Raw genomic sequence first — 24,816 nt, forward strand, 5'->3', positions numbered from 1 at the left:
CTCTCTTATGGCGGGAGGGAGGCTTGTGTCGCCTCTCGCCTCAGTTCTCATTCTCCAATTTCCCGTCCGGAGGCGGCGCCGGTGCGTGGCCCGGCATTCTGCCTGCACGCACCAGCGCCTCCCGGAGCAGAAATTCGATGTGCCCGTTGACGCTGCGGAACTCGTCGGATGCCCAGCGCTCCAAGGCTTGATGGAGCTTCGGATCGAGCCGCAGCGGAAAGTTCTTCTTAACAGCCATGCGTCAGCTTAGTAAATGGAGCTGGAGTTGATGACAGGCTGGGCGGACCTGTCGGAGACAACCGCTACGAGCAGGTTGTTGATCATCGCGGCTTTGCGCTCTTCATCCAGCTCGACGACGCCTTCCGCCTGAAGGCGGGCGATTGCCATCTGCACCATGCTGACCGCGCCTTCTACGATCTTCTCGCGTGCGGATATGATGGCGGAGGCCTGCTGGCGCTGGAGCATGGCGCTTGCGATCTCGGTGGAGTAGGCCAGGTGAGTCAGCCTGGATTCCATTACTTCAACGCCGGCTACGCTGAGGCGGCTTTGCAGCTCGAGGGTGAGTTCCTTGGCAACCTCTTCGCTGTTGGCGCGCAGAGAGTAGGCTTCTCCGGCATATGAGTCGTACGGGTATTTGGAAGCGACATGACGAAGGGCGGTCTCGCTTTGAATTTCCACGAATGCCTGGTAATTATCGACTTCGAACTTGGCTTTGGCCGTATCGACTACGCGAAAAACGACGACGGCCGCAATTTCAATGGGATTGCCGTCCACATCGTTGACCTTCAGCCGTGCGCTGTTGAAGTTGCGGACACGCAGCGACATTTTTTTGCGCTCGCTGAAAGGGATCGTTACCCAGAAGCCGCTGTCGCGGATTGTGCCGCTGTAGCGGCCGAAGAAATTGACGACCATCCCCTGGTTCGGCTGTACGACGGTAAACGAGCTGAGTACTACGCCTGCCAGCACAAACAGCAGTACGGCAGGGATAATCAGCTCCTCGGTCAGGCAGTAAATACCTGCTCCGATAAATACGACCATAGCAAGCAGGCCGACAAATCCGTTGATTTTCCATACATGACGTTCGGTCATCACGTTCATCTCCTTTTAGACATTCGGAACATTTGAAATATCGTTTTGATATTTATATGATATCACTTTTTACAATGTCTGTAAATGGTCGGATAGATGGTATTTTGCTGTTATTGACAGGCCCGAAGGAGCATGCTATAAGATAAACAAGTTGATCAGATTCCGATGAAGCCGGTCGGGAATGAAGGCCGGACGATTCTATTCGAGGTGACCCCCATGGAAAAAGTCCACAATGAACAAGATTTCCGGGCGGCGGTAGAGAAATCCGAAGTGACCGTTGCCGTTTTTAAAGCAACCTGGTGTAAAGACTGCCATTATATCGAGCCTTTTATGCCGGATCTGGAGAAGGCGTATGCCGGGCGCATCACGTTCATCGAGCTGGACCGGGACGAAGTGCCCGATCTCTGCGAGGATTTGAATATTCTGGGCATTCCGAGCTTTATCGCCTTCCGCGGCGGGCAGGAGCTGATCCGTTTTGTCAGCAAGCTGCGCAAAACGCGTGAAGAGATCGAGCAGTTCCTGGACCGTGCGATCGAAGTGGGCAACGCGCTGGCCAAGTAATACAGGCACTCGGAAGCTCCGCTCTCTTTTAAGTAACAGAAAAACAGCCGTTCCTTCGGGAACGGCTGTTTTTCTTGTATACCGCTGCCAGCCGCGTCTTTCTGCATAATTTGCGGTCATTAGGGACTCCCTAATGATGGGCCGCATGCCAGCCGCTTCTTTCAAGGCTTTGTAACATTTGCGAATGGAATTGGCCCCGAATAGTAGCTATAATGAATACAAGCGGCATTGCTGCTGTCTGGCGGCCAAATCTCTTGCAAAAATAGCCTTATTGATTATAGAGAAGTAGGTGCATGGTATGTATAAATTAACGAAGCGGTTGTCCTTTCTGACCATGATCGGCATGTTCCTGATCGTGATTATGGGCGCGCTCGTAACCAAAACGGATTCGGGTTTGGGCTGCGGTAACGAATGGCCGCTCTGCAACGGCAAGTTCATCCCGGCCTATACGATCTCATCCGTTATCGAATACAGTCACCGGGCGGTGACGGGCCTTGTGGGTCTGCTGCTGCTCGCCACATTTATTCTTGTTTTCAAAACGGTCAGCCGTAAGGACGCGAAATATTTCGTAGCGGGTGCGGGCTTCTTCACCGTGCTGCAGGCGATTATGGGCGCTCTGGCCGTTGTCTTTTCGCAGTCTTCCGCCGTTATGGCGCTTCATTTCGGCCTTTCGCTGCTTGCTTTCGCGATGACGCTGCTGCTCTGGCTGACGTTCACGAAATGGGGAAACTACACGGTTTCCGTCGCCCGCACGGCGGACGGCCGCACACCGGCGCTGCCGAAAGATGCCGCTCCGATCGGCCGCGGCTTCCGCGGATTCGTCTGGTTTGTCGGCGTCTACTGCTACATCGTCGTGTATGTGGGCGCTTTTGTCCGGCATACGGAGTCTTCGGGAGGCTGCATCGGATGGCCGCTCTGTAACGGACAGGTCGTCCCGGAACTGACGGGAGCCACCGGAATCGTATTCGCCCACCGCATCGCGGCCGTGATTATGTTCATCTTCGGACTCTCTTTGTTCCTGATCGCACGCAAGAAATACAGCCATCTTGAAAATGTGTACAAAGGCGCGGGCTGGGTGCTGGGCTTCCTGATCGCTCAAATTTTCAGCGGAGCTACCGTTACCTGGTCCTTGGGACACGATACCGCTTTCTTGTTCACCGGCATGATCCACGCGGTTCTGATCTGCGCCTTGTTCGGATGGATCAGCTACCTGTGCGTCGTGATGCTGAATGCGCGCGTACCTCTGGGCGCCGGGCAGCCGCTCAGCAAGCAGGAAAGTCCGAAACAGGGGAAGGCTCCCGTTAACCGAAAGGAAGCCGTAACGGAATGACTTTCGCGGGCCTGGCTAATCTCCGGCGTCCCTTAGACCCGAGAACTTGCGGTTGGTTCCACGCCGCATTCAATTAGAGGAAAACGCGCTGCTTTTCACGAATGTGAAGGGCAGCCGTTTTTCTTTTTGCCGCGAATATATTCGGGACGCTGACGACTCCCGTTTTTCGAAAAGGGCTCATTTAGGGTAATTCAAAAGTAGACGCCCCGGAAGGAGAGGCCTCTTCCCTCTTCATAGGAAGCTCCGGCCCGGCCTAACCTGAATGTATGGATCGCGGAGACGGAGCTCATACTGAAAAAAATAAGGAAATGAGTGAAAGCCATGCTAAGAACGATTTTCAACGAGACGAAACGCGGCGAGCGCTCCGACGAGCGGCTGGAACAAGCTTTCACTTCGATCAAGCGTTATTTGAACGTCCTTCAGCAAAGCCGACATTCTTCGCCCTCCTACAGCCCCAAAAAGCTGCATAGACTGTATGTATGGTCCCAAGGGTTTCTCGATGCCTTGGATGAGCTGGAGGAAAGCAAATACTGCGCCGGCCGTTTTGCCGAGCGTGTCAAGAAATCTTATCTCGATGAAATGCAGCCCGAGGAGCTGGACGATTACAGGCGGTATGTTTATTTTTATAAAAACGCCCTTATCCGTCTTTTTTCGGTGCTGGATAAGCTGGGGTATTTTTTGAACGATTTGTTCGATCTCAAGACGGAGACCCTCAAAACGCACTTTTCCTTTTTTACCGTATTGCGTAAAATGAGAGAGAGCGGGGTTCATCCCGCCATGCAGCAAAAACTGTACGAACTGAAAACAGAAGCCAAACAGCCGCTCCAGGTTCTTCGCAACCAGCGGAATATGGAAATTCACTACGTGAATGTAGAGATGCTGGATGATCTGATGCTGTCCCACTCCTATTTGGGCGACCGTATCCAAGTGGAGAATATCGCGGATAATCTGGCGCAGATGGACCGCGGATACGAGATGGTTTGCATCACGATGGATCTCGTGTTCCAGTATATATCCAGGGGCAGCACAGGGGAAAACGGGGAGGAGAATCATGGCGGAGGTACGCAGAACGGCTCTCATCACGGGCAGCGCGAAAGGGCTCGGCAAAATGGCGGCGCTAACGCTGGCCAATCAAGGGTATGATATCGTTATTAATTATGTACATAGTGAAGAGGAAGCGCACGACCTGGTCAGGCACATCCAGAATACGGGCGTCCGCGCCGCCGCGATTCAAGGCGACGTCTCCCGCGGCGAGGATATCGAGCGCATCGCGGAGACGGTGGGGGAAACGATGGGCGGCGTCGACGTGCTCGTCAACAACGCCGGCCCTTTCATCCGCGAACGGAGGCTGTTCGCGGATTATACGCGCGATGAGATTGATTATCTCATCCGCGGCAACCTGCTAGGCGTGATCCAGCTGGATCATGCGCTGCTGCCCCACATGCGGCGCAAGCGCTGGGGCCGCATCATCCACTTCGGCTTCGGCCATGCCGCCGAAGCGCGTGCTTGGCCCCACAGGGCCGTCTATGCGGCCGCCAAGGTGGGGCTGGTTTCGTTCACGAAGACACTGGCCGAAGAAGAAGCGGCCCACGGGATCACCGTGAACATGATCTGTCCGGGCGATATCCGCGGAGCCAATAAGGAGAAGCGGATCGAGGAAGTGGAGAACTGCACCGACGATGAAACGCCGCGGGGCAGGCCCGGCACGGGCGAGGATGTCGCCCGGGTGTTGTCCTTCCTGTGCGACCCGAAGTCGGATTTCCTGACGGGGAACATCATGGAAGTGAACGGCGGCCTCGATCCGATCCAGACGCTGCCGATGCTGAAGCAGGGCAGATAAGCGGAGCACGCTTCGCGCTCATAACCCATAAAAAAAGACCGGCCCGTGGGGCCGGTCTTTTTTATTAGAATACTTGAACAACCTCGACAACGCCTTCTACTTCTTCGACAAGCGCACGCTCGATACCGGCTTTCAGCGTAATCGTGGAGCTCGGGCAGCTTCCGCATGCACCCATCAGCTTCAGTTTTACGATACCGTCTTCCACGTCCACCAGTTCAACGTCACCGCCATCACGCTGCAGGAACGGGCGAAGCTTATCTAGAACCTCAAGTACTTCATCATACATGGTTGCACTTTGGGTATTTTCAGTCATTTCAATCGACTCCTTTCTTATTTTATTATAGTACATTTCGGGAAAAAAAAATATCCCCCGCATAGAAAGGGGCGGCCGGACGTTCGGGCCGGCCATTTATTTTTTTTCAAAAAAACACTTCTTATTCTTCGGCATATGTTATATAATACAAATCATATAAAACGAGAACTGTGTTATAACATTCAAAACAGAGAGGATTGAGTCATGATGAACGAGAATAACGATTGCTTCCACTGTTATGGAGATGGGGAGACGGAGTGCCAAAGCTGTTCGGGTGAAGGAAGCCTGGGAGACCGGGGAATCTGCACGTCCTGCGGAGGAAGCGGGAAGACGGCTTGTGTGCGCTGCAGCGGAAGCGGCGTTGTGGCCGATGCGTTCGACGTTCAGGACTCGATCACCGACATTATGCGGAGCCTGTATTTCAGACCGGAGTATACGAGGGGAAGATAATGGCGTGCCGTCCGTCCGTGATCCTGTGCTCAAATCTCCCCGGATGTGTTACAATACAGATAGTTTGTGAAACAGGTGGAGATCAAATATGAGACCTATCATTGAGTTTTGCGCAAGCAATATGCATCACGGTACGGATGCCGTCATGAAGAAGCTGGAGGACAATCCGGATTACGATGTCATCGAATACGGATGTCTGGGAAACTGCGGGGAATGTTACCTTTTTCCTTTTGCCATGGTGAACGGTGAAATCGTAGCGGCGGAGACAGCCGACAAGCTGCTTGACGAAATTTCCAAAAAAATAAAGGAAGTCGAAGAGATGTACGATCTGTTCGGCGACTGAATAACAAAAAGCCCGGTCTGCACAATGTCTGCAAACCGGGCTTTTTTTGCTTTTCTAGCCCCAGTGGTGTTTGGACATCCACAGGACTCCGTTTTTCAGGACACGCGGAACCATGCCTGTCATAACGGTTTTCTTGCCCATCAGGCCGAAGCCTGTCTTCTTGCCGAGGGATCCGAGAACCCCTTTGAGCTTGATCTGGCCTAGCTTAGGCGTTTCGTTCTTCCACAGAGCCTGCATAACCTCGACGATCTGTTTGCCCTGCGATTCGGCCGCCTGGGCGCTCGGGGAGAACGGCAGGCTGGCGCAGTCGCCGACGACGAACACGTTCGGGTGGGACGGGATCTGATGGAACTCGTTCAGCAGGACGCGTCCGGAGGGATCTTTGTCCACGGCGAGCTGTTCGACGATCGGACTCGGCTTGATGCCGGCCGTCCAGATTGTGGCGTCCGTACGGATGATCTCTTCTTCGTTGTAGAGATCGCCGCCTTCCAGTCTTTTCAGAGAGACGTGGGAACGCATTTCGATGTCGTGATCGAGCATCCAGTCGCGTACGAATTCTTTCGCCTTGGTAGGGAAGGAGGACAGAATGCTTGCGCCGCGGTCCAGGATACGGATATTGATATCCTGCCGGCTTTCGCGAAGCTCCGCCGCCATTTCCACTCCGCTCAGGCCGCCGCCGACGATGGTAACCTGACCGTAAGGAACGACGTCATTGACACGCTGATACGTGATGCGGGTCTGCGAGAAGGTCTGAATGCCGTTGGAAAACTCCTGCGCGCCCGGAATGCCGTGGAAATTGTCCACACAGCCGAGGCCGATCACAAGGTAATCGTAGTCGAGCGGTTCTTTGTCGGCAAAGATCACCTGTTTCGTTTCCAGGTTCACTTCCGTAACCTCTCCGTATTTAAGCGATAATCTGGGATCGTTCGGATAGGCAACGCGAAGTTCCGTCTCGGCGGCCGTACCGGCAGCCAGCGCGTAGTATTCCGTCTTCAGCCCTTGAAAAGGCGAACGGTCGACCATCGTGACCGTCCAGTTGTCGGGTATTTCTTTTTCCAGAAGCTCCGTGGCTATGGTAATGCCGCCATAACCGCCTCCCAGAATAACAAACTTGTTCATGTTACATGAATCCCTTCTGCCATGGCTTTTGTTCGTTGCATCATTTTGTGTCAAAGGCTTCTAAAAGGTTCTTACCCCAATTAGTTGTAGGTTTGAACCACATTGTAGAAGGTATCCCGTTCAACCGGAACTCGTCCCGCTCCCTTAATCAGCCAGACCAGATCTTCTTTCGTGACTCCGTCCGGCGATTGAGCGCCCGCGGCGTGGGAAATGCGTTCCTTCACAATGGTTCCGTGAGCGTCAGATGCGCCGAATTGGAACGCAAGCTGAGTCACTTTGATGCCCATGTTAATAAAATAGGCTTTGATATGCGGGAAATTGTCGAGCATCAAACGGCTGATCGCAATCGTTTTGAGCTCGTCGACGGCAGGCACGCGGCGGCGGATACCCGCGCTCGCGCTGGCCGGCTGGATCGAATTCGGGATGAACACGAGGAATCCGTCGGTTTCATCCTGCAGATCGCGCAGCAGAGCCATGTGCTCGATACGCTCTTCAAGCGTCTCGATCGAGCCGTAAAGCATCGTCGCATGCGTCTTCATGCCGAGCTCGTGAGCCGAACGATGGACATCCAGCCACTGATTCGTGTCGGCTTTCTCGACTCGCATCTTCTTGCGGTAGCGCTCGGTCAAAATCTCGGCTCCGCCGCCGGGCAGCGTATCGAGACCCACATCCATCAGGGTGCGGAGCACTTCTTTGTAGCTGAGTCCGCTGATCCGCGCGAAGAAGTCGATTTCGGCCGCCGTATGGGCTTTGATCGATACTTGCGGATAATGCTGTTTCAGGGTACGCAGGGCGTCCACGTAATAGTGGAACGGAACATGCGGATTGTGACCCTGGCTGATGTGAAACTCGCGAATATCCGGGTGGAAATTTTCGGAGATATACGTCAGCATCTCGGAAGGCGTCAGCGTGTAGGAGCCTGCCTCGCCCTCGTCTCTGCGGAAATGGCAAAACGCGCAGTGTTCTTCGCATACGTTTGTAAAATACAAACTCATGTTTTGTACAAAATACACGTTTTTGCCGTTCTTGCGCAGGTTGACCTTATTGGCTAATTGACCAATGGTCAACAAATCGTCCGATTGGTACAAAAACAGGCCGTCCTCCCGCGAAAGACGTTCTCCGTTTTCAACCTTTTCTGCAATTTCCGCCATGCGGCGGTCAGGACTGTCTATAATGACATTCACTAGTATACCCTCCCCGTCGGATCTTTTGAATCCATCCTGTGTAAATTTTTCACCGTACGTTCAAAATCAAGTGAACCTCTACAAAGAAGCAATCCCGTCAACCGTATAACGTCGGCTGCAGGATTCCATACTAAAAAAAGCGATAAAAGTCCGGTTTCATCCCTCCTATTATAAACCTGTCATCCCAAAGGGGCAATAAGGATAAAGCTTGCAGCTCTTCCAGGGTGGCCTGGACTGCCGCCCCTGTACCGGTTTGCGGTAAATATATTCGCAGACCCGGACAAAAACTGGTAAAAAGGTCTTTATTATCCTTCGGGGTTTGATGTACACTGAAATGGTGATCTTTTTTTGGATAGGATGGTAGGTACATATGCAGCAATCGGAGGAGTGGGAATGCAGACAGAAGCTTGACGTCAGAATCGAGCAGCTGCGGTCCCAGATGGTAGAGAACGGGATGAAATACGGATTCCTGCACCCGAGTGTACAGCACGACAGCAGAAGACTAGACAAACTTATACTGCGGTACTACCAGCTGGAGCGGGGAGAGTCACCTCTTGAGACGAAGCTTGAATAGGAGTATACTATAGGAAGATAAGTGGATTACTAAAAGACTGCTTTCAGGAGTCGGGCGCTGGATTAAGGCCGCTCCGTACAAGGAGGTTTATTTATATGAGTCTGATCAAGATCAGTGAAGAGGCAACGGACAAAATCAAGGAAATGCTCGCGGCCGAGGAAACACCGGATCTTTTTCTGCGCGTCGGTGTCAAAGAAGGCGGATGCAGCGGTTTTTCGTACGGTATGGGTTTCGACAACGACCAGAAGGAAGAAGATAAGGTTCTGGATTTCAGCGGCTTGAAAGTGGTCGTGGACCCGGAAAGCGCGAAATACCTGTATGGCGTCGAGATTGACTATAAAGATGCGGGCATGGGCGGAGGTTTCACCATCGACAATCCGAATGCGGTAGCATCTTGCGGCTGCGGCGCTTCCTTCAAGGTGAAAGGCGAAGAGGGCAAAGCGGAGAAGTGCGACGACTAAGCCGGTTAAGAGAGAGAACCCCAGCGCGGTTTACGTCCCTGCGGTTCTTTTCTTTTGTTTCAGGGAGCATAAGAGCCCGGAAAAATAAAAACCTGCGAGATGCGCGCCCGAAAGGCTGCCATCTAGCAGGTTTCTTTTGTGGAATTCAATAGTTTAAGATGTGGAATGAAAGCAGAGCGAACCGGCCCTATGATTGGGGCAGAGCTTCCGGTTCAAGCACCGATGTACAGCGAGGACAGCGGGTTGCCTTCGCGGCGATTTCCGAAATGCAGTAAGGGCACTCCTTCGTCGGCTCGGACTTGACTTCCTCTTGAGGTTCTTCTTTTCTGCGCAGCTTGTTCATCTGGCGGATCATCAGGAAAATGACGGCCGATACGATGAGAAAATCGATGATGTTATTGATAAAAGCTCCGTAATTGATCGTGACGCCGCCTGACAGAGGAAATTTTAAATTCTTGAAATCCATCTTGCCGAGCAGCAGACCGATCGGGGGCATAAGGATATCGTTGACGAGCGAGGTCACGATTTTATTGAAAGCGGCCCCTATGATAACGCCGACCGCAAGGTCCACAACGTTGCCGCGCATAATAAACTTTTTGAATTCGCCGATGATTTGAATTTTTTTAGGTTGATTTTCCAAGTCCAATACAGCCTCCCTTTTACCCTCCTAGTCTATCAGAGGGGGCATCAGGGAATCAATATGCAATTAATAGAGAATGCGCTTGAGAACGCGCGTGTTTTCCCCGTACTTCATCTTCATCTGCTTGGACTGTTCCAGCATGTACGCATACAGTTCCTTCAAACGGAGCTTCTGCGGCCGGATGGTCTCTTTCACTTCTCCGTTGACTACGATGTCGTAGACGATCATGACTCACTTCTCCTTTCGCTTACTGAACCCAGTATAAACGGCCAGTATTAAATCTACGTTAAATGAGATCGTCCATCCTGTGAAATTTACAGGTCCCAAAAGGGAGCAGGGACGACAACTACGTTCAATATATGCGAAAGGAGTCGGATTATTCCCGTTATATGGGAAATCGGCGCGGAGATTTAAATAAATCCGCAAATGAAGCTTCATGAATTCTGTTGATGAAGGGACAAGTTCCGATTATTTGTTTTTATCACGGTCAAGTAAAAAAAGGTGTGTATAACTTTGTCCACATCATCCACCTACAAAACTCGCCAATATTAGAGTCTATTCACAAATTACCCACAAGATATGCACATGGGATTGTGGATAACAGAACGATTGTTCTAATTTTTGGCACATGGTAATATAATGACAAGTTAAGGAGGAAAGGTGGTTGGTATGAGACAGATTAGCGACGAGACCCTCGTTGAATCGTATTTCAAAGCCCTTGACCTTGAACTGGAATCGGAATTTGTCGATCTACTGCTAGGCGAAATTAACCGGAGACATATTGTGCTGGAAGCTTATCATAGCGATGAAGCTGCGCTTGCGTAGCTTCTTTTTTTGTCCGCCGGTCAATATAGAGGATTGAAGATCAAGTGAAGCTCTCGGAAACGGGCAGCACCGAGCTTGCGCCGCATGCCTCGCAATAAAGCATATGCAGGCATTCGCTCCGCGCGACATCCGGGTATCCGTTGGTCATGGAGATATCTTCGATCGGCCGGTAAGGAGAGTAGGGGCCTAAATAATCGTTAACCCGTCCGCAGTCGGACGCGCTGCCGCTACCGCAGTGCGGACAGACGGCGATAAGCACGTCCATTCCGTTGCAGACGGTGCAGAAAGTAGACAAAAGGCATTCCTCCTCGATCGGCTCGCGGGTTCGCGGCGTCAAAGTTAGAATGCCCTTCGTGCTTTATTTTCATTTGTAAGAGTCCGCCTGCGACTCGTGGATCAGAACTTCATGTTGCTGCTGTGTCCCGGTGAAAGTTTGGCGGACGGGTCCAGATAAACTTTCGCGTTGTTGACGGCGGTGGGCGCTTCTCCGAAGCCCACGGCAATCAGCTTCAGCTTGCCCGGGTACGTGGTGATGTCCCCTGCCGCGAAGATGCCGGGTACGTTCGTTTCCATCCGCGAATCGACGACGATGGAGCCGTTCTCGATCTGAAGCCCCCACTCCGCGATCGGACCCAATGAAGAAACGAAACCGAAATTAACGATGACGGCATCTACGTCGAGCACCGTTTCTTCGCCGGTCTTGACGTGCTTCAGGGTAACTTTGCGGATCGCGTCGTCACCCTCCAAATTGGTGATTTCGGTCGGCGTGACGACGTTGACGCGGGAATTCATCAGCTTCTCCACGCTGTGCTCATGGGCGCGGAATTTATCCCGGCGGTGAATGAGCGTAACCTGCTCGGCGATCGGCTCCAGCATGAGCGACCAGTCGACGGCGGAGTCGCCTCCCCCGCTGATAAGAACCTTCTGGCCGGCGAACGAGTTCAAATCGCTGACGAAATAGTGCAGATTCGTTTTCTCGTACCGGGCAGCATCCGGCAGTTCCAGACGGCGCGGTTCGAAGGCGCCGACGCCTCCGGTAATGATAACCGCCTTGCCGAAATGAGATTCCTTATCCGTGATAACCTCGAACAGGCGCTCCTCTTTCTTGACCACCTGCAGAACTTTCTCTTCCAGACAAACGTGAATCGGAAAGTGATTCATCTGGACGGCGAGGCTGTTCACAAGCTCCTGCGCGGTCACTTTCGGAAATCCCGCCACATCGTATATATGCTTCTCGGGATACAGAGCGGCAAGCTGCCCGCCCAGTTGAGGCATACTTTCGATTAACGTAACGGAAGCCTGACGCATTCCCCCGTAAAACGCGGCGAACATACCGGCCGGTCCGCCCCCGATGATGATCAGATCTTTCACTTGGTCGTGCTGAATTTCGGTTTCACTCACTACTCGGACACCTCCACTGTTCTGCACATTGCTTTCTGCTCCATTATAAACGCCCGAAATGCGGAAATAAACCAAATAGATGTATAAAGCCGACCAAACCGGTTGACAATCCTTCCGAAAGGCTCTTCCAAAGGCGTTAATTTGGGACTAGCTTCCCCTCTAAACAGTGGAAATTAATGGTTGAAAAACCTTCGTTTTTGAGGAAATTGACCCTTGCTATTTAACAGGGCACATTATATGATTGCATGAGATTGGTGCTGCATTTCCGTGAAAAATGGCGAATTTGCCTGGCTCGAAGGATAGAGAGAGAAACATTTTCACGGGCATATCCGTAAGGAGATATGTGTTAATTTTCACAATGCAAGCCCTTAAAAAAGTATGGAAGTGAGAGAGAACCAATGAGTAGAGTCCCAAGGATAGTCATATTGGGCGCTGGCTACGGTGGTGTTGTAACATCTTTACGTCTTCAGAAACTGTTAAATTATAACGAAGCGGACGTAACGCTGGTGAACAAGCATGATTATCATTATATTACGACCCATCTGCATATGCCCGCAGCCGGAACGGATAAACCTGATAACGCACGCGTCAATATTTCCTCACTGATCGATGAATTCAAAGTGGACTTCGTGAAATCGACCGTAGTTCAAATCCGTCCGGGGGAGAAGAAGGTCATCCTCGAAGACGGCACCCTGTCCTACGATTATCTGGTTATCGGCCTCGGCGGCGAGCCGGAAACGTTCGGAATCCCGGGTTTAAAAGAATATGCGATGACGATCCGCAGCATTAACAGCGTTCGTCATATCCGCGAACATATCGAATACCAGTTCGCCAGGTTCAAACAGGAGCCGGACCGCAAAGAGCTGCTGACTTTCGTCGTAGGCGGCGCCGGTTTCTCCGGCATTGAATTCGTCGGGGAACTGGCGGACCGTATCCCCGAGCTGTGCAAAGAGTTCGACGTGGACCCGGCGCTTGTCCACATTTATAATATCGAAGCGGCTCCGACGGCTTTGCCCGGTTTCGATCCGGAGCTGGTGGAGTATGCGATGCGCCTGCTCACCGATAAAGGCGTCACGTTCAAAATCGCCACCGCGATCAAGGAATGCACTCCGGAAGGCGTCCTCATCGCAGGGGACGAATTCATCAAAGCGGGCACCGTCATCTGGACGGGAGGAATCCGCGGCAATCATCTCCTGGAGGATGCGGGCTTCGAAACGATGCGCGGCCGCATCAAAGTCGATGAATTCCTGCGCGCGCCGGGTTACGACAATATTTTCGTAACGGGCGACTGCTCCCTCGTGATGAATCCCGAAGGAAAACCTTACCCGCCGACGGCACAAATCGCGACCCAGCAGGGGGAGAACTGCGCGTTGAACCTCGTGGCTTCCATCCGCGGCAACGCATTGAAGGAATTCGCGTTCGTCAACCGCGGCACGGTAGCTTCCCTGGGCAAGGGCGAAGCCATCGGCATTGTCGGCACGAAGAAAATGAAGGGCGGTACGGCGGCTCTAATGAAGAAAGTCATCGATATGCGCTACCTGTATACGATTGGCGGTCTTCCGCTCGTGGTCCGCAAAGGAAAACTGCGCTAACCGGCTTTCCGGATAGGATGATCCAGACCGAAGCCGCCACCGGCAACCGTCCGCAGAGGGCGTGCCGGAGCGGCTTTTTTTGCTGAACGGATAAGGCAGCCGGGGGAGGTGTACATACGAAATGAGACACTGCAGTGTGCAAGTACGCGGGCTTTTGACCCGCAGCGAGCTGGACCGCTACAATGCGCTGATCGAAGTCGGCCACTATCTGGAGAATCAGAAGGAATACGGTCACGTGGCCGTCGTTCAGAAGGAGATCGACATTCTTATCCTCCCGGCGATAGAACGGCTCAAGGAGAAGAGCCGCCAGCGTGACCGCGACACGGAGGACTATTTGCGCCGCAAGGCGGAGATGGAAGCCGAAATGAAGCGGATCGCGGAGGAAGACGACGAGGACTAAGGAGAGCCGCCTCGCGTCGCCCCCTGGCGGAGAAGGCGCGCTCCGTCCGCCGGCGCAAAAAAGCCTGAACGTCTTCCCTAAGGGAAACGTTCAGGCTTTTTTGCTTGCCGCGGGGCGGGCTATACGTCCAGCAGACGGCCGAGGCGGTCACTGTCGAGCAGGTTGCCGACGTAGAAGTCGCCGAACTCGCCGTAGCGTGCGCTTACTTCATCGAAGCGCATTTCGTACACGAGCTTCTTGAACTGCAGCGCGTCGTCGGCGAACAGCGTGACGCCCCATTCCCACAGATCAAAGCCGACGGAGCCGGTGATGATCTGTTTGACTTTGCCCGCGTAGCTGCGGCCGATCATGCCGTGGCTGCGCATCATGGCTTTGCGCGATTCGAGATCGAGCATGTACCAGTTGTCGCTGCCTTGACGGCGTTTGTTCATCGGATAGAAGCAGATGTGCTTCGCTTTAGGCAGTGCCGGCTTCAAGCGTGCGACCACTTCGGGATTTTCCATCGGATCGGAGCCCGGCTTGGCCATGTAGCTGCTCAGCTCGACGACCGATACATAGGAGTAGACCGGGACTGTGTATTTGGCGAATGCCGATTTGTTGAAGGCGGTCTCCAGATCGTTCAGCTCTTCGAGCGTTTCGCGGAGCTGCATGAACAGAATATCGGCCTTCTGGCCTACGATGCTGTACAGAGCCGTGCTTCCTTCTTTATTATCTTCAATTGTTGCCCACTCGCCGATAAACGAACGAAGCTCGTCCTCCGCGCGCTTGCGCTCTTCCGGAGACGCTTCTTTCCAGGCATTCCAGTCCATGCGGCGGAAATCGTGCAGGGCGTACCAACCTTCTAATGTTTCGATGGCTTCACTCATAAGAAACGGAAACCCTCCTTTAATCTAGGGAAATCGGGTCTTACCAATCTTTCTCATTGTATCGGCTCCGCTTTCAAAAGGCAAATGAACAAACGGTGTCGTGCGCTCAATGTTCATGATGTGGACACTTTACCTGACTGTGGAAATTGCTTTATAATAGAGAGAAGAATGCGTAAAAGGAGTGGACCGATTTTGATTCAGTTGGTCATCGTTATCGTCCTGATGTTCGTGCTGTTTTTTGGACTCGGGTTTATTCTAAATATGCTGATGAAAACGACCTGGTTTCCGGTCTATGCGTTTGTGGCGCTGATCATCGGGCTGAGCTTCTATTACAGCGACAAAATGACATCGATTACAGCGGTGGATATCGCGCCGGTCATCGGCGGACTCATAGGGGCCGTCGTTAGCGGCACGACGATCCGCACGCTGAGAATCAAAGGCTTCAAAATGTTCTAGAACACGCTGTAAAGACAGCCAGAAAAAGCCCGGAGCATCAGCTCCGGGCTTTCTTAATTATAAGGGATATCCGTTTGCGGCTTCCACAGCCGATTAGTACGTGTGGTAAGAATCGTGGTAGCCGTAGCCCGCGTAAGGCTCTTTGGGTACGAGCAGGGAAGCGACGATGTAAATCAGAGTGAAGGTGCCGAAGCTGAACACGGCTCCGATTACGGCGATCAGGCGGACGATGGTAGCGTCTACGCCCAGCAATTGGGCAAGGCCTCCGCAAAGTCCGGTAAGCTTACGGTCAGTTCTGGAACGGAAAAGTTTATTCATGATTGAATCTCTCCTTTGATTTGTCGATTAGTTGTCCGGAACCGGTCCGGCTCGTTTGTCTTGCGCCGTTTCCGTATTTCATGTCTTTATCTTACCGGATCGGGTGGAGAGCCAAAACGGCCCTAAGGCGGTTTTGGAGTTAGACTTTAGTCGGGGCGGCCCCTCGTCATTAAGGCCAGGTAACATTTTTCATTCCCTTCCCTGTCGAGATTTGTGGTAAAATGATGTTCAGACCTTTTAAGGTACGGATGGAGTTTGATGCTATGCGATTGACCAATTTGCTGCATTTTACAGAGAATCACCGGTTCTGCGTATACCGGGATTTCGCGTTAAGCAGTCTTGATTATAAAATGCTGTCTTCGATCTATCAGCCGATGATCGGGGGCTATGCCGTCAGCTTGTACCATACGCTCTACCAGCAGGTCCCGTCGGACAAAACGGGCTATGCCGGGTTGGAGCAGCAGCGCAAGCTTTTTTTATCGCTGGAACTCGATCCCGGCGAGCGCAGCCGCAAGCTGTTCATCGAGCAGTCCTCGAAGCTGGAGGCCGTCGGGCTGCTCCAGACGTCTCGCATTTACATGCAGGACGAGGATGATTACATCTATGAGTACACGCTGTCCTGCCCGCTTTCGCCGAACGAATTTTTCCGCAATCAGCATCTGACCCTGCTCCTCCGGGACAAAATCGGCAAGTTTCTGCTGCTGTCGCTGCGCGACGAGCTTACGATGCCGGAGCCCGCGGAGTTGGCGGGAGCGGACAGCGAGAATTTGTCGGTGCCTTTCTACGAGCTGTTCCGCCTGAACACCCAGGTGATCGACTACGAGCTGGAGCAGGCTCTGTACGAAGCGTCGGCAGGCAAACAGGCGGCGCAGGCGCTTGACGTGACGACCAAAGGCTACGCGTATGCGGATCTCATCACCCGGTATCCCCGGGAGTCGTTTAACCGCATCTATGTCGAGAATCTGAAGTACAAGCCCGAAACGATGATCTCCATTAACATGGTAGCGAGGAAATACAGTCTGACTCTGCAGGAAACGGTCCGTCTGCTGGATGAGGACGGAATGTTCGACGAGGACGGCGAGCTCCAGATCGATTCCCTGCAGTACAAGGCGAATCTGTATTTCCGCCAGGGAAAGAAGAGAGAGGAAGAGCGCGAGCGTTTCCTTCACCGCGCAGAGCCGGGCGACGCCGGGGACAATGCGGCCGATTCCGAAGAAGGAACCCGGTCGGTGGAAATGCAGTACTACCTGGAGGTCCCGGCTTTCCTGCAGGGAGCGCACAACGAGCACCAGTACAATTCGCTGCTTAAGAACGAACCTTACACCCTGGTGCTGCAAAGCTTTTTCACCCAAGGTCCGGTTCCGAACGGCGTTCTGGATATTTTCGAGAAAATCGATCTCAATTATAAGCTTAAAGAAGAAGTCATTAATGTCCTGATTCATTATATCCATATCGACAAGCGCTCGTGGGCCAAGTCGTCCATCGAAGCGGTCGCTTCGGACATGCTCGGCAAGCAGATCGCCTCGTTCGAGCAGGCCGTCGAATATGTGCGCCAGCGGCTGCAGTTCCGGCAGCAGGCGGCAGCCAAAGCGGCGGCGGCCAAAGCTTCCGGCGGTTACGCCGGCAAAGGGAAAGCGCGCACGGCAGGCAAGCAGATGAAGCCGCAGATTCCGATCGTCCAGAACAAGGGGCAGACGTCCCGCGTGACGGAAGAAGAGCTGGAAGCGATGCTGCGCAAGGCGAAGAAGCTCGATGAAATGTTTAATTCCTGAGAGTTCTAGACAATGGCGGGAGGAGGAACCCCGATGGAATCCCTGTCCGATATGTTGAAACAAATGCCCAAGAGCAGCTGGATGCAGAGGGCGGAGGAACAGGCCAAACAGGTGCTGGAGGATCCGCTGATCCTGAAGCTCCGCGGACAGTATCCGCAGCTGGACGACCATACGCTCAAAATCAACATGAACCGTCTGTACCAGTACGCGAGAGAACATAAGAACTGCCTGAACTGCCCGGGATTGGAGCGGTGCCCGAACGATATGCAGGGGCATTATACGATGCTGAACGTGGAAGACAACGGCGGCCGGACTTATATTCATGAAGAGAAAACGGCCTGCCGCAAATTTATAGCGAAGCAGTCCCAGGATGCGATCCGCAGCCGGATCCGCACGTTTCACATCGACGAGCAGGCGCTCAGCCGGGAGCATACGTACACGGATATTTTGCGGACGGATATGGAGCGCGCCAAGGCCGTCGATTTCCTGAACGACTATGTGATGCGGACAACGGAAGAAGGGCTGCAGAAGAAAGGGCTTTACCTGCAGGGCTCCTTCGGTACGGGCAAAACGTTCCTGATGTGCTACATGCTTTATCAGCTGGCGAAAAAAGGCTTTACGGGAGCCATCGTATATATGCCGGATTTTGCGGAGGATCTCAAGGGGATGTTCGGGGAGCCGCAAAAGCTGAAGGAGACGATCGAGCTGCTGAAGGAGACGGACCTTCTGGTCTTCGACGATATCGGAGCGGAGAATCTCAATCCGTGGCTGCGCGACCATGTCCTGGGAGCGATTCTCAACTACCGGATGAACCGCAAGCCGACGTTCTTTACGTCCAATTACGATCTGGACGCCCTGGAGAAGCATTTCAGCTTCACGAACAAAGACGGCGACGAAGAGTACAAAGGCCAGCGGATTATGGACCGGGTGCGGCCATACGTCGAAGTCGTGACCGTAGACGGATATAACAAACGGGGGGCCTAGCTGCCGCTCGTTTGTTCGTGTACCACAAGAGCCGCCGCGGATATGATCCGCAGGCGGCTCTTGTGGTCCTGCTCCGCGGTATGCCGCCAGCATGCCGTGGAGCAGGGAAGGTGAAGCCGGCGGGAAGCCGGCCGGCTTATTTCTTTTTGAGGCGCTCCAGATCGTGCGCGACCTGTTCGACCATCTGGACGAACGAGCTCAGCTCCTGGGAGCTTGCGGCCTGCGTGCGCGCGTAGATCGACGTCTGCTCGGACTCGCCGTGTACGGTGCCGAGAATCGTGCGAATCGCGGTCAGCTTGTCCTCGATCAGCTCCAGCGATTCCCGGGAACGGGAAGCGAGCTTGCGCACCTCGTTGGCGACGACTTCGAAGCCGCGCCCGGCATCGCCGGCACGGGCCGCTTCGATGGCCGCATTGAGTCCGAGCAGGTGAGTCTGCTCGGACACTTCCTTCATAAGAGCGCCCATCGCGTGGATGTGGCCGACTTCTTCCTCCAGGTCTTTTAAATATTGATGCGACTTGTCCTGGGACTCCGCGGTTTGTACGGCCGTCTCGGCCACGATCTGACTGCTGCTGCTCAGCTCGACCATCATGGAGGCGAGGTCCTGAACGGCTTTGGAGATGCCGGAGAGCATAATGGCCTGGTCATCGGCCAGCTGTTGTATTTTAGCTTTCTCGTCTTGCTCGTACGCTTCCAGAACGAGCTGCGAGTCAAGGTTGAACATTTTCGTCAGGGCATGGACAACTTCAAGCCAGGCTCCGTCCGGAAGGACACGCTTGAAATGACGGAGGGACAGATCGAGATACAGCATGTAGGTTCCCAGGTACCATTCCGTTGTCAGACCGATCCGGGAATGCACTCTGCCTACGATCAGCCGGTTCTGGATATACTGTTCGTTCAGTACGCCCGAAGTCATGGACAGGAAGTAATCCGCCTGCGTCTGCTTCAAGCGCTCCAGCGTGCTGTGCCGCGAGATCAGGTCTCTGAGTTCGGGTTCGGCGGCGATTTGCTCGTAGAGCTGCTCCACCACCTCTTCCACGATTTCTTTGAAAGCGGGTTCATTTGCTTTTAGCAGCTGCAGGTCATTCTCGGTTATACCGGTAAAACGGACCTGCTTCATCCGGTCATCAGACAATTGAATCAAAAAGGGCACCCCATTTTCTCTAGTTTCATCTGTTATTAGGAAGGGCGTAAATGGCCCTTTACCAGAATTCTCCGTTTTGAGACCAAAGTCCTGCTTGATTGCTGCCAAAAGGTATTTTTCTCCCGATAAAACGCCGGAAAACAAGAAAAAAACCTGTCCGCATATGCAGCAGGTTTCTTTCAGGCGGTCCGGATTATCCGATCACCAGTTTAATAATGACCCCAATGATGAAAATGATCATCAAAACGGCGAAGAATCCGCCAAAACCGAGGGCAACATCCATAAAATCGTTGCGGGGCTCTTCATTCAGATGAAGTTCCGGATGTTTAGGATCGCTCATGCCTGTTCCTCCTCACTTGTCCGCCCGAAAATAAGCAGACGTAGGCTTATTGCCAGTATACCCACTTTTCGCGAAACTTGTAAAGATGCCCGGAGATTCAAAGCATGACAAAGTTGGCACAACCCGGAGACTTCCAGATTTTAGGGCTTGCCCTGTTCGGTTGAAAAACCGACACATTGTGGTATACTTTACATGTTGACAATATCCGGATCCGCTGAGGATTTCGATGAACTTTTAGATAAATGAGGAGGAAGAAATCATGGCGATCGTAAACGTAACAGACCAATCCTTTAAAGGCGAAGTAGAAGGAGAAGGCACGGTTCTCGTTGATTTCTGGGCACCATGGTGCGGACCTTGCAAGATGATCGCACCGGTTCTGGAAGAATTGGCTAAAGAGGAAGAAAGCTTGAAAATCGCGAAAGTGAACGTGGATGACAATCCGGAATCCGCTTCCCGCTTCGGCGTTATGAGCATCCCGACTCTGATCGTATTCAAAAACGGTCAACCGGTCGATAAAGTTGTCGGTTTCCAATCGAAGGACGCGCTCAAGAACGTTCTTTCCCGTCACCAATAATTGCCCCGCGCAAACAAACGATGAGAAAAAGCTCTTTTTCTGCTATGCTGAAAAGGAGCTTTTTTTGTCATTTATCCGATAAAGACAGGACCATTTTGGATACAGGAAGCCTAAGGAGGGAGAGGCAGTGACGGAAGAACGGGGGGGAGAACCTCTCCACAGAATGACCCGCGAGGAGAGCGATGAGCATATCCGCAACAAGCTGGCTTTGCTGCCGGATAAGCCGGGCTGCTATCTTATGAAGAACGCGGAAGGCACGATTATCTACGTGGGGAAGGCCAAAGTGCTCAAAAACCGCGTGCGTTCTTATTTTACCGGAAGCCATGACGGGAAGACACAGCGGCTTGTGTCGGAAATCCGTGATTTCGAATATATCGTGACCTCAAGCAACATCGAGGCGCTTATCCTGGAATGCAATCTGATTAAACAGCATTATCCGAGATATAATGTGCTGCTTAAAGACGACAAGTCGTTTCCTTATATCAAAATTACCCATGAAGAGCATCCGCGTCTGGAAGTGACGCGCAAGATCGTCAAAGACAAAGGGAAATATTTCGGGCCTTATCCGAACGCCTTTGCCGCGCAGGAGACGAAAAAGCTGCTCGACCGGCTGTATCCGCTGAGGAAGTGCAAAACGATTCCGGACCGCGTCTGCCTGTATTATCATCTGGGTCAATGCCTCGCTCCGTGCGAGCATGATATCACGCAGCAGCAGAATGACGAGATGGTGCAGGGGATTGTGCGCTTCCTCAATGGCGGCCACGAACAGGTCAAGCAGGAGCTGACCTCGAAGATGCATGCCGCGGCCGAGGATTTGAACTTCGAGCGGGCGAAGGAGCTCCGCGATCTGATCGTGAACATCGACGCGGTGATGGAGAAGCAGAAGATTACGACGACGGATGTGGTGGACCGCGATATTTTCGGCTACGTCGCCGATAAAGGCTGGATGTGCGTGCAGATTCTGTACATGCGCCAGGGCAAGCTGATCGAACGGCATGTGACCATGTTCCCGTACTATGGAGACGAGTACGAGGACTTCATCACTTACGTGATGCAGGTATACAGCGAGAACCCGGCGCTGCCGAAGGAAATCTTCCTGCCCGGCCGCAGCCGGCAGGAGCTTCCGGCAGAAAGCCTGAGCGCCGGTATGGAGGCAGCGGCGGGCGCCGCTGTGAGGCAGGCCGGAGAAGACGGCGGATCGCCGGATAGCCTGCGGGAAGCCTCGCAAGAGGCATCCTCGCCGTCGTTGCTCCCGGAGGAAGCCGAGGAACACGCCGGTTCCGATTCGCGCGGCATGCCGACGACCGCGGAGCAGAAAGACGTGAAGGAAGCGCTGGAGAGCTGGCTGAAGGTGAAAGTGCATTTTCCGCAGCGCGGGCTGAAAAAGCAGATGGTCGACATGGCCAGGGACAACGCGCGCGTCGGCCTGGAGGAGAAGTTCCGCCTCATCGAGCGGGATGCGCAGCGCACGGTGCTGGCTGTCGAGAACCTCGGCAGCTGGCTCGGCACGGGGCCTGTCACGCGGATCGAGGCGTTCGACAACTCGAACATCCAGGGCTCCGACCCGGTGGCCGCAATGGTCGTCTTCACGGACGGAAAGCCGGACCGGAAGGAATACCGCAAGTACAAGATCAAGACGGTGCAGGGACCGGACGATTACGAGTCCATGCGGGAAGTCATCCGCCGCCGTTACGAGCGGGTGCTGAAGGAGAACCTGGCGCTGCCCGATCTGATCATCGTGGACGGCGGCAAAGGGCAGATGTCGGTCGCTATCGACGTGCTGGAGAACGAGCTTGGGCTGTTCGTACCGGTGTGCGGCCTGTCCAAGGACGTGAAGCATAAAACCGCGATGCTTCTGGCCGGCGACCCCGCCGAAGTCGTTCCTATTCCGCGCGACAGCCAGGAATTTTACCTGCTTCAGCGGATCCAGGACGAAGTCCACCGCTTCGCGATTACGTTCCACCGGGAGCGGCGGGCGAAGTCGATGGTCGTTTCGCAGCTCGATGCCATTCCCGGTATCGGGGAGAAACGCCGGAAGCTGCTGCTGAAGCATTTCGGGTCCGTTAAAAAAATCAAAGAGGCCGCGGTCGAAGACTTCCGGCCTCTGGGGATCGGCGAGAAACTCGCCGCACAAATATTGACCGCTCTGCGGGGAGAACAAGAACAAGAGGAACCGTCCATTTGAGACGGTTCCTCTATTTTTTGGGCGTTTTGTTCGGCGCAAGTCGGCGGTGATTGCACTTCCGCCCGGTTTCCGGGTCTTGCCGCAGCCGCACGGTTATGCCGTTTGCGCCGTGCCGCTCCGTTAAGGTCTTCGCGGCGATGTGTCGCATGCCCGTGACATCGCACTGCCGCCGTGTCCGGGCTGCCGTATCGAAGAGTCCGGGCGGTTTGCCGCCGGCAGGCGGTCCGCCGCCCCGCTCCAGACAAAAGCCGCCGGCTCTCTAGACGGTCCGCCGGTTCCGCCTGCTTCCGTTCACAAATCTCAGCTTGTGAAGCCAGGATACCGCAAGGGCGACGGCGGCGGGCAGCGCCATATAGAGCAGGCCGAGCGCAGGCGTGCCGGCTGCCAGTCCTTCGCCCGTGAGAAGGGACAGGCCCATAAGGATGCTGTCCATGGCCGTATGGGCGAACAGAGCGGTCAGGAACCCGTACCGCAGGAAGGCGTAGCCGAAAACGAGGCCGAGCACCGTTACCTCGATCAGCCGGGTGTACACCGGATAGATCGGGTAGGCGGTGTGTCCCGCCGCCCAGATGAGGCTGGGCAGAAGCACGGCCAGCCATTTGAACCGGAGCAGCCTGCTGAACAGGGCGATGCCGAGCAGCCGGAAGGTGGCCTCCTCGGAGATGCCCGCCGCCCAAGCCATCAGCGGGAGCAGAGCGGGCTGCAGCATGTTGCGGGGAGACGACATCGGATCGTTCACCGACCAGACGCCGAAGCCTTTCTCCGCCACCAGGAACAGTACCTGCTGGAGGCCGAGCAGGAACAGGCAGAGCAGATAACCCTGCGCCATGCTGCGGGTTACGCGCGAGCCGAAGTCGGCATCGCGCCAGCGGGGCATGACGGACTTTCCTTCGCGTCTCCACAAGGCTTCGCCCGCCGTGAAAGAGAAGTAGACGGCTGCGGCCATCAGCAGCGTCACGAAGTTGATCAGGACGATCGAGAGCATCGCTTCCTGGCCGCTGCTCGTCAGCGTACTGCCGGCTTTATATGCCGGATACATGTTGATGTTGTTCATGACGTAGATTACGGCATACACCGCCGTCAGCAGGACGCCCCGGGAAAAATCGACCGTCCTCCATTTAAGGACGGTAAAGCCGAGGGCGATCAGAGCCATCAGGCCGTTGCCCCACAAGCTGATGCGGGTCCACATGGAGGCGGTATCCTCTTGATGCTTCAGCCAAGACGTGAAAGCGTCGGGGAGCCGGAACGATTGGATGAACGAGGAAACGGAGGAACCGTCCAGCTTCACGCCGATCGTCAGCTTAGCGTCCCCGACAGGCTCTTTCCGCCGCTCGAACAGCAGCAGACCGGACTTGGCGGCAGGCGGGCTAATCCGCTCGAACTCCGCCTCTTCGTAGCCCTGCCTCGCTATCGCTTCCCGGGCGAGCTTCTCCGCATCGGCGGCGGACACCGCTGCCCGGTCTTCGCCGCCGATGCTTGACCAGCCGATGACGGCTTTCGTCGTCATATGGATATCGATGACCCACTTCCTGACCGAAGGGGAAGCCTCGGCGACTTCGACGCGGTAGTAATCGACAGGGACCCGGCTGGCGTAGCTCTTGTCATACAACGTTTGAAGCTTCTCTTTGGTCAGGTAACCGCTGAGTTCCTTCTCCGATTGATAGCTGACGAATGTGCCGGGAGCCCCTTCGCCCGCAGCGACGCCGGAACCGTTTACGGTATCGGCGTCCTGCCTCTGCCGCAGCCATGCGACCGCTGCCTCCGCGGCTTGTTCTTTCGTAATGGAGGCTGCCGTTTCGTAAGGATCGGAACCGGCGGGAGCGGCCCCGGTATTATAGATCAAAACTACGGCCGCATACAGAAGGAATCCGGTCAGGGCGAGCAGCAGCAGCGGTTTATCCAGACCGTATTTTTTCATGGTCAGCTCCTTCTCCGATCGTTTTTTTTACCGTATCACAGTTTGCGTAAGGATGCCAATTCGTGACTCCCAGTTAGCTGCAGGAAGATTGTCCGGGTTTCCCCCCGTAAAATCCGGTTAAAAGGGCTTTGTGCTTG

At 54.1% G+C, this 24,816-nt stretch carries 30 protein-coding genes; 16 read left to right on the forward strand and 14 right to left on the reverse strand.

The window, feature by feature from the left end; all coding sequences use genetic code 11:
• Positions 1-40: 40 nt before the first annotated feature.
• Both ACI48J_RS05330 and ACI48J_RS05335 read right to left on the reverse strand, forming a co-directional pair.
• Positions 41-238: a hypothetical protein gene (locus ACI48J_RS05330; protein ID WP_405082043.1), complete on the reverse strand. Its 198-nt coding sequence runs from the start codon at positions 236-238 to the stop codon at positions 41-43.
• An 8-nt stretch (positions 239-246) separates the two neighbouring features.
• Entirely contained in the window at positions 247-1,089 is an 843-nt protein-coding gene (locus ACI48J_RS05335; protein ID WP_405082044.1) for an SPFH domain-containing protein, read from the reverse strand.
• 216 nt (positions 1,090-1,305) lie between these two features.
• On the opposite strand from ACI48J_RS05335, the gene ACI48J_RS05340 reads away from it, so the two are divergent.
• The 4 genes from ACI48J_RS05340 (at position 1,306) to ACI48J_RS05355 (ending at position 4,820) form a co-directional block, all read left to right on the forward strand.
• Positions 1,306-1,650 (forward strand): thioredoxin family protein, encoded by a 345-nt coding sequence (locus tag ACI48J_RS05340; protein ID WP_405082046.1) that lies wholly within the window; start codon positions 1,306-1,308, stop codon positions 1,648-1,650.
• 298 nt (positions 1,651-1,948) lie between these two features.
• A complete protein-coding gene (locus ACI48J_RS05345; RefSeq protein WP_405082047.1) occupies positions 1,949-2,980 on the forward strand; it encodes a COX15/CtaA family protein in 1,032 nt (343 codons plus the stop codon).
• Positions 2,981-3,301: 321 nt separating this feature from the next.
• Positions 3,302-4,123 carry a Cthe_2314 family HEPN domain-containing protein gene (locus ACI48J_RS05350; protein ID WP_405082048.1) on the forward strand — a complete coding sequence of 274 codons (822 nt, stop codon included), beginning with the start codon at positions 3,302-3,304 and terminating at the stop codon, positions 4,121-4,123.
• On the forward strand, positions 4,032-4,820 hold the full coding sequence (locus ACI48J_RS05355; RefSeq protein WP_405082049.1) for an SDR family oxidoreductase: 789 nt from the start codon (positions 4,032-4,034) through the stop codon (positions 4,818-4,820). Before ACI48J_RS05350 ends, ACI48J_RS05355 begins: the two co-directional genes overlap by 92 nt.
• A gap of 64 nt (positions 4,821-4,884) precedes the next feature.
• Here the strand turns inward: ACI48J_RS05355 and ACI48J_RS05360 are convergent, their stop codons facing one another.
• Complete coding sequence (locus tag ACI48J_RS05360; RefSeq protein ID WP_009673094.1) at positions 4,885-5,133, reverse strand: NifU family protein; 249 nt, start codon at positions 5,131-5,133, stop codon at positions 4,885-4,887.
• Positions 5,134-5,337: 204 nt separating this feature from the next.
• On the opposite strand from ACI48J_RS05360, the gene ACI48J_RS05365 reads away from it, so the two are divergent.
• Together ACI48J_RS05365 and ACI48J_RS05370 are read left to right on the forward strand one after the other, a co-directional pair.
• Entirely contained in the window at positions 5,338-5,583 is a 246-nt protein-coding gene (locus ACI48J_RS05365; protein WP_326054129.1) for a hypothetical protein, read from the forward strand.
• Between the two features lie 88 nt (positions 5,584-5,671).
• Complete coding sequence (locus ACI48J_RS05370; RefSeq protein ID WP_405082051.1) at positions 5,672-5,926, forward strand: YuzB family protein; 255 nt, start codon at positions 5,672-5,674, stop codon at positions 5,924-5,926.
• Between the two features lie 54 nt (positions 5,927-5,980).
• Here the strand turns inward: ACI48J_RS05370 and ACI48J_RS05375 are convergent, their stop codons facing one another.
• Together ACI48J_RS05375 and mqnE are read right to left on the reverse strand one after the other, a co-directional pair.
• On the reverse strand, positions 5,981-7,045 hold the full coding sequence (locus tag ACI48J_RS05375; protein ID WP_326054127.1) for an NAD(P)/FAD-dependent oxidoreductase: 1,065 nt from the start codon (positions 7,043-7,045) through the stop codon (positions 5,981-5,983).
• 80 nt (positions 7,046-7,125) lie between these two features.
• Positions 7,126-8,229, reverse strand: a complete 1,104-nt coding sequence (mqnE, locus tag ACI48J_RS05380) for an aminofutalosine synthase MqnE (protein WP_405082052.1) — start codon at positions 8,227-8,229, stop codon at positions 7,126-7,128.
• Positions 8,230-8,599: 370 nt separating this feature from the next.
• Here mqnE and ACI48J_RS05385 point away from each other — a divergent pair, with 370 nt between their 5' ends.
• Positions 8,600-8,803 carry an aspartyl-phosphate phosphatase Spo0E family protein gene (locus tag ACI48J_RS05385; RefSeq protein ID WP_016423556.1) on the forward strand — a complete coding sequence of 68 codons (204 nt, stop codon included), beginning with the start codon at positions 8,600-8,602 and terminating at the stop codon, positions 8,801-8,803.
• A gap of 101 nt (positions 8,804-8,904) precedes the next feature.
• Complete coding sequence (gene erpA / locus ACI48J_RS05390; protein ID WP_170318715.1) at positions 8,905-9,264, forward strand: iron-sulfur cluster insertion protein ErpA; 360 nt, start codon at positions 8,905-8,907, stop codon at positions 9,262-9,264.
• Between the two features lie 187 nt (positions 9,265-9,451).
• On the opposite strand, the gene mscL is transcribed toward erpA, so the two are convergent.
• Both mscL and ACI48J_RS05400 read right to left on the reverse strand, forming a co-directional pair.
• On the reverse strand, positions 9,452-9,877 hold the full coding sequence (mscL, locus tag ACI48J_RS05395) for a large-conductance mechanosensitive channel protein MscL (RefSeq protein ID WP_326054193.1): 426 nt from the start codon (positions 9,875-9,877) through the stop codon (positions 9,452-9,454).
• 93 nt (positions 9,878-9,970) lie between these two features.
• Positions 9,971-10,132, reverse strand: coding sequence for a hypothetical protein (locus tag ACI48J_RS05400; protein ID WP_009676280.1), 162 nt, complete (start codon positions 10,130-10,132; stop codon positions 9,971-9,973).
• A gap of 441 nt (positions 10,133-10,573) precedes the next feature.
• On the opposite strand from ACI48J_RS05400, the gene sda reads away from it, so the two are divergent.
• Positions 10,574-10,729 (forward strand): sporulation histidine kinase inhibitor Sda, encoded by a 156-nt coding sequence (sda, locus tag ACI48J_RS05405; protein ID WP_009676266.1) that lies wholly within the window; start codon positions 10,574-10,576, stop codon positions 10,727-10,729.
• 40 nt (positions 10,730-10,769) lie between these two features.
• Here sda and ACI48J_RS05410 read toward each other — a convergent pair whose 3' ends face one another.
• Both ACI48J_RS05410 and ACI48J_RS05415 read right to left on the reverse strand, forming a co-directional pair.
• Positions 10,770-11,024, reverse strand: a complete 255-nt coding sequence (locus ACI48J_RS05410) for a hypothetical protein (RefSeq protein ID WP_405082053.1) — start codon at positions 11,022-11,024, stop codon at positions 10,770-10,772.
• Positions 11,025-11,125: 101 nt separating this feature from the next.
• Positions 11,126-12,061, reverse strand: a complete 936-nt coding sequence (locus ACI48J_RS05415; RefSeq protein WP_405083182.1) for an NAD(P)/FAD-dependent oxidoreductase — start codon at positions 12,059-12,061, stop codon at positions 11,126-11,128.
• Positions 12,062-12,528: 467 nt separating this feature from the next.
• Between ACI48J_RS05415 and ACI48J_RS05420 the strand changes: the two genes are divergently transcribed.
• Positions 12,529-13,722, forward strand: coding sequence for an NAD(P)/FAD-dependent oxidoreductase (locus ACI48J_RS05420; RefSeq protein ID WP_326054119.1), 1,194 nt, complete (start codon positions 12,529-12,531; stop codon positions 13,720-13,722).
• Between the two features lie 121 nt (positions 13,723-13,843).
• The gene (locus ACI48J_RS05425; protein ID WP_009676256.1) at positions 13,844-14,122 is read left to right on the forward strand and encodes a hypothetical protein; all 279 of its coding nucleotides are present in this window, start codon (positions 13,844-13,846) and stop codon (positions 14,120-14,122) included.
• A gap of 119 nt (positions 14,123-14,241) precedes the next feature.
• Here ACI48J_RS05425 and hemQ read toward each other — a convergent pair whose 3' ends face one another.
• On the reverse strand, positions 14,242-14,988 hold the full coding sequence (gene hemQ / locus ACI48J_RS05430; protein ID WP_405082055.1) for a hydrogen peroxide-dependent heme synthase: 747 nt from the start codon (positions 14,986-14,988) through the stop codon (positions 14,242-14,244).
• 192 nt (positions 14,989-15,180) lie between these two features.
• Between hemQ and ACI48J_RS05435 the strand changes: the two genes are divergently transcribed.
• Entirely contained in the window at positions 15,181-15,444 is a 264-nt protein-coding gene (locus ACI48J_RS05435; RefSeq protein ID WP_009676274.1) for a YuiB family protein, read from the forward strand.
• A gap of 93 nt (positions 15,445-15,537) precedes the next feature.
• Here ACI48J_RS05435 and ACI48J_RS05440 read toward each other — a convergent pair whose 3' ends face one another.
• Entirely contained in the window at positions 15,538-15,762 is a 225-nt protein-coding gene (locus ACI48J_RS05440) for a PspC domain-containing protein (RefSeq protein ID WP_009676275.1), read from the reverse strand.
• A gap of 263 nt (positions 15,763-16,025) precedes the next feature.
• On the opposite strand from ACI48J_RS05440, the gene ACI48J_RS05445 reads away from it, so the two are divergent.
• Together ACI48J_RS05445 and dnaI are read left to right on the forward strand one after the other, a co-directional pair.
• Positions 16,026-17,534 carry a helicase DnaB gene (locus ACI48J_RS05445; RefSeq protein ID WP_326054115.1) on the forward strand — a complete coding sequence of 503 codons (1,509 nt, stop codon included), beginning with the start codon at positions 16,026-16,028 and terminating at the stop codon, positions 17,532-17,534.
• A gap of 33 nt (positions 17,535-17,567) precedes the next feature.
• Positions 17,568-18,518, forward strand: a complete 951-nt coding sequence (gene dnaI / locus ACI48J_RS05450) for a primosomal protein DnaI (protein WP_009676271.1) — start codon at positions 17,568-17,570, stop codon at positions 18,516-18,518.
• A 136-nt stretch (positions 18,519-18,654) separates the two neighbouring features.
• Here dnaI and ACI48J_RS05455 read toward each other — a convergent pair whose 3' ends face one another.
• Positions 18,655-19,662 carry a globin-coupled sensor protein gene (locus ACI48J_RS05455; RefSeq protein WP_326054113.1) on the reverse strand — a complete coding sequence of 336 codons (1,008 nt, stop codon included), beginning with the start codon at positions 19,660-19,662 and terminating at the stop codon, positions 18,655-18,657.
• 193 nt (positions 19,663-19,855) lie between these two features.
• Positions 19,856-20,002, reverse strand: coding sequence for a YqzM family protein (locus tag ACI48J_RS05460; protein ID WP_103995858.1), 147 nt, complete (start codon positions 20,000-20,002; stop codon positions 19,856-19,858).
• A gap of 259 nt (positions 20,003-20,261) precedes the next feature.
• On the opposite strand from ACI48J_RS05460, the gene trxA reads away from it, so the two are divergent.
• Together trxA and uvrC are read left to right on the forward strand one after the other, a co-directional pair.
• Complete coding sequence (gene trxA, locus ACI48J_RS05465) at positions 20,262-20,576, forward strand: thioredoxin (protein WP_009676258.1); 315 nt, start codon at positions 20,262-20,264, stop codon at positions 20,574-20,576.
• Positions 20,577-20,739: 163 nt separating this feature from the next.
• Positions 20,740-22,761: an excinuclease ABC subunit UvrC gene (uvrC, locus tag ACI48J_RS05470; protein WP_405083183.1), complete on the forward strand. Its 2,022-nt coding sequence runs from the start codon at positions 20,740-20,742 to the stop codon at positions 22,759-22,761.
• 259 nt (positions 22,762-23,020) lie between these two features.
• Here the strand turns inward: uvrC and ACI48J_RS05475 are convergent, their stop codons facing one another.
• Positions 23,021-24,679: a CPBP family intramembrane glutamic endopeptidase gene (locus tag ACI48J_RS05475; protein ID WP_405082056.1), complete on the reverse strand. Its 1,659-nt coding sequence runs from the start codon at positions 24,677-24,679 to the stop codon at positions 23,021-23,023.
• Positions 24,680-24,816 lie beyond the last annotated feature (137 nt).

It is taken from the genome of Paenibacillus chitinolyticus (genome assembly GCF_045038035.1).
Lineage (GTDB): Bacteria > Bacillota > Bacilli > Paenibacillales > NBRC-103111 > Paenibacillus_F > Paenibacillus_F chitinolyticus_A.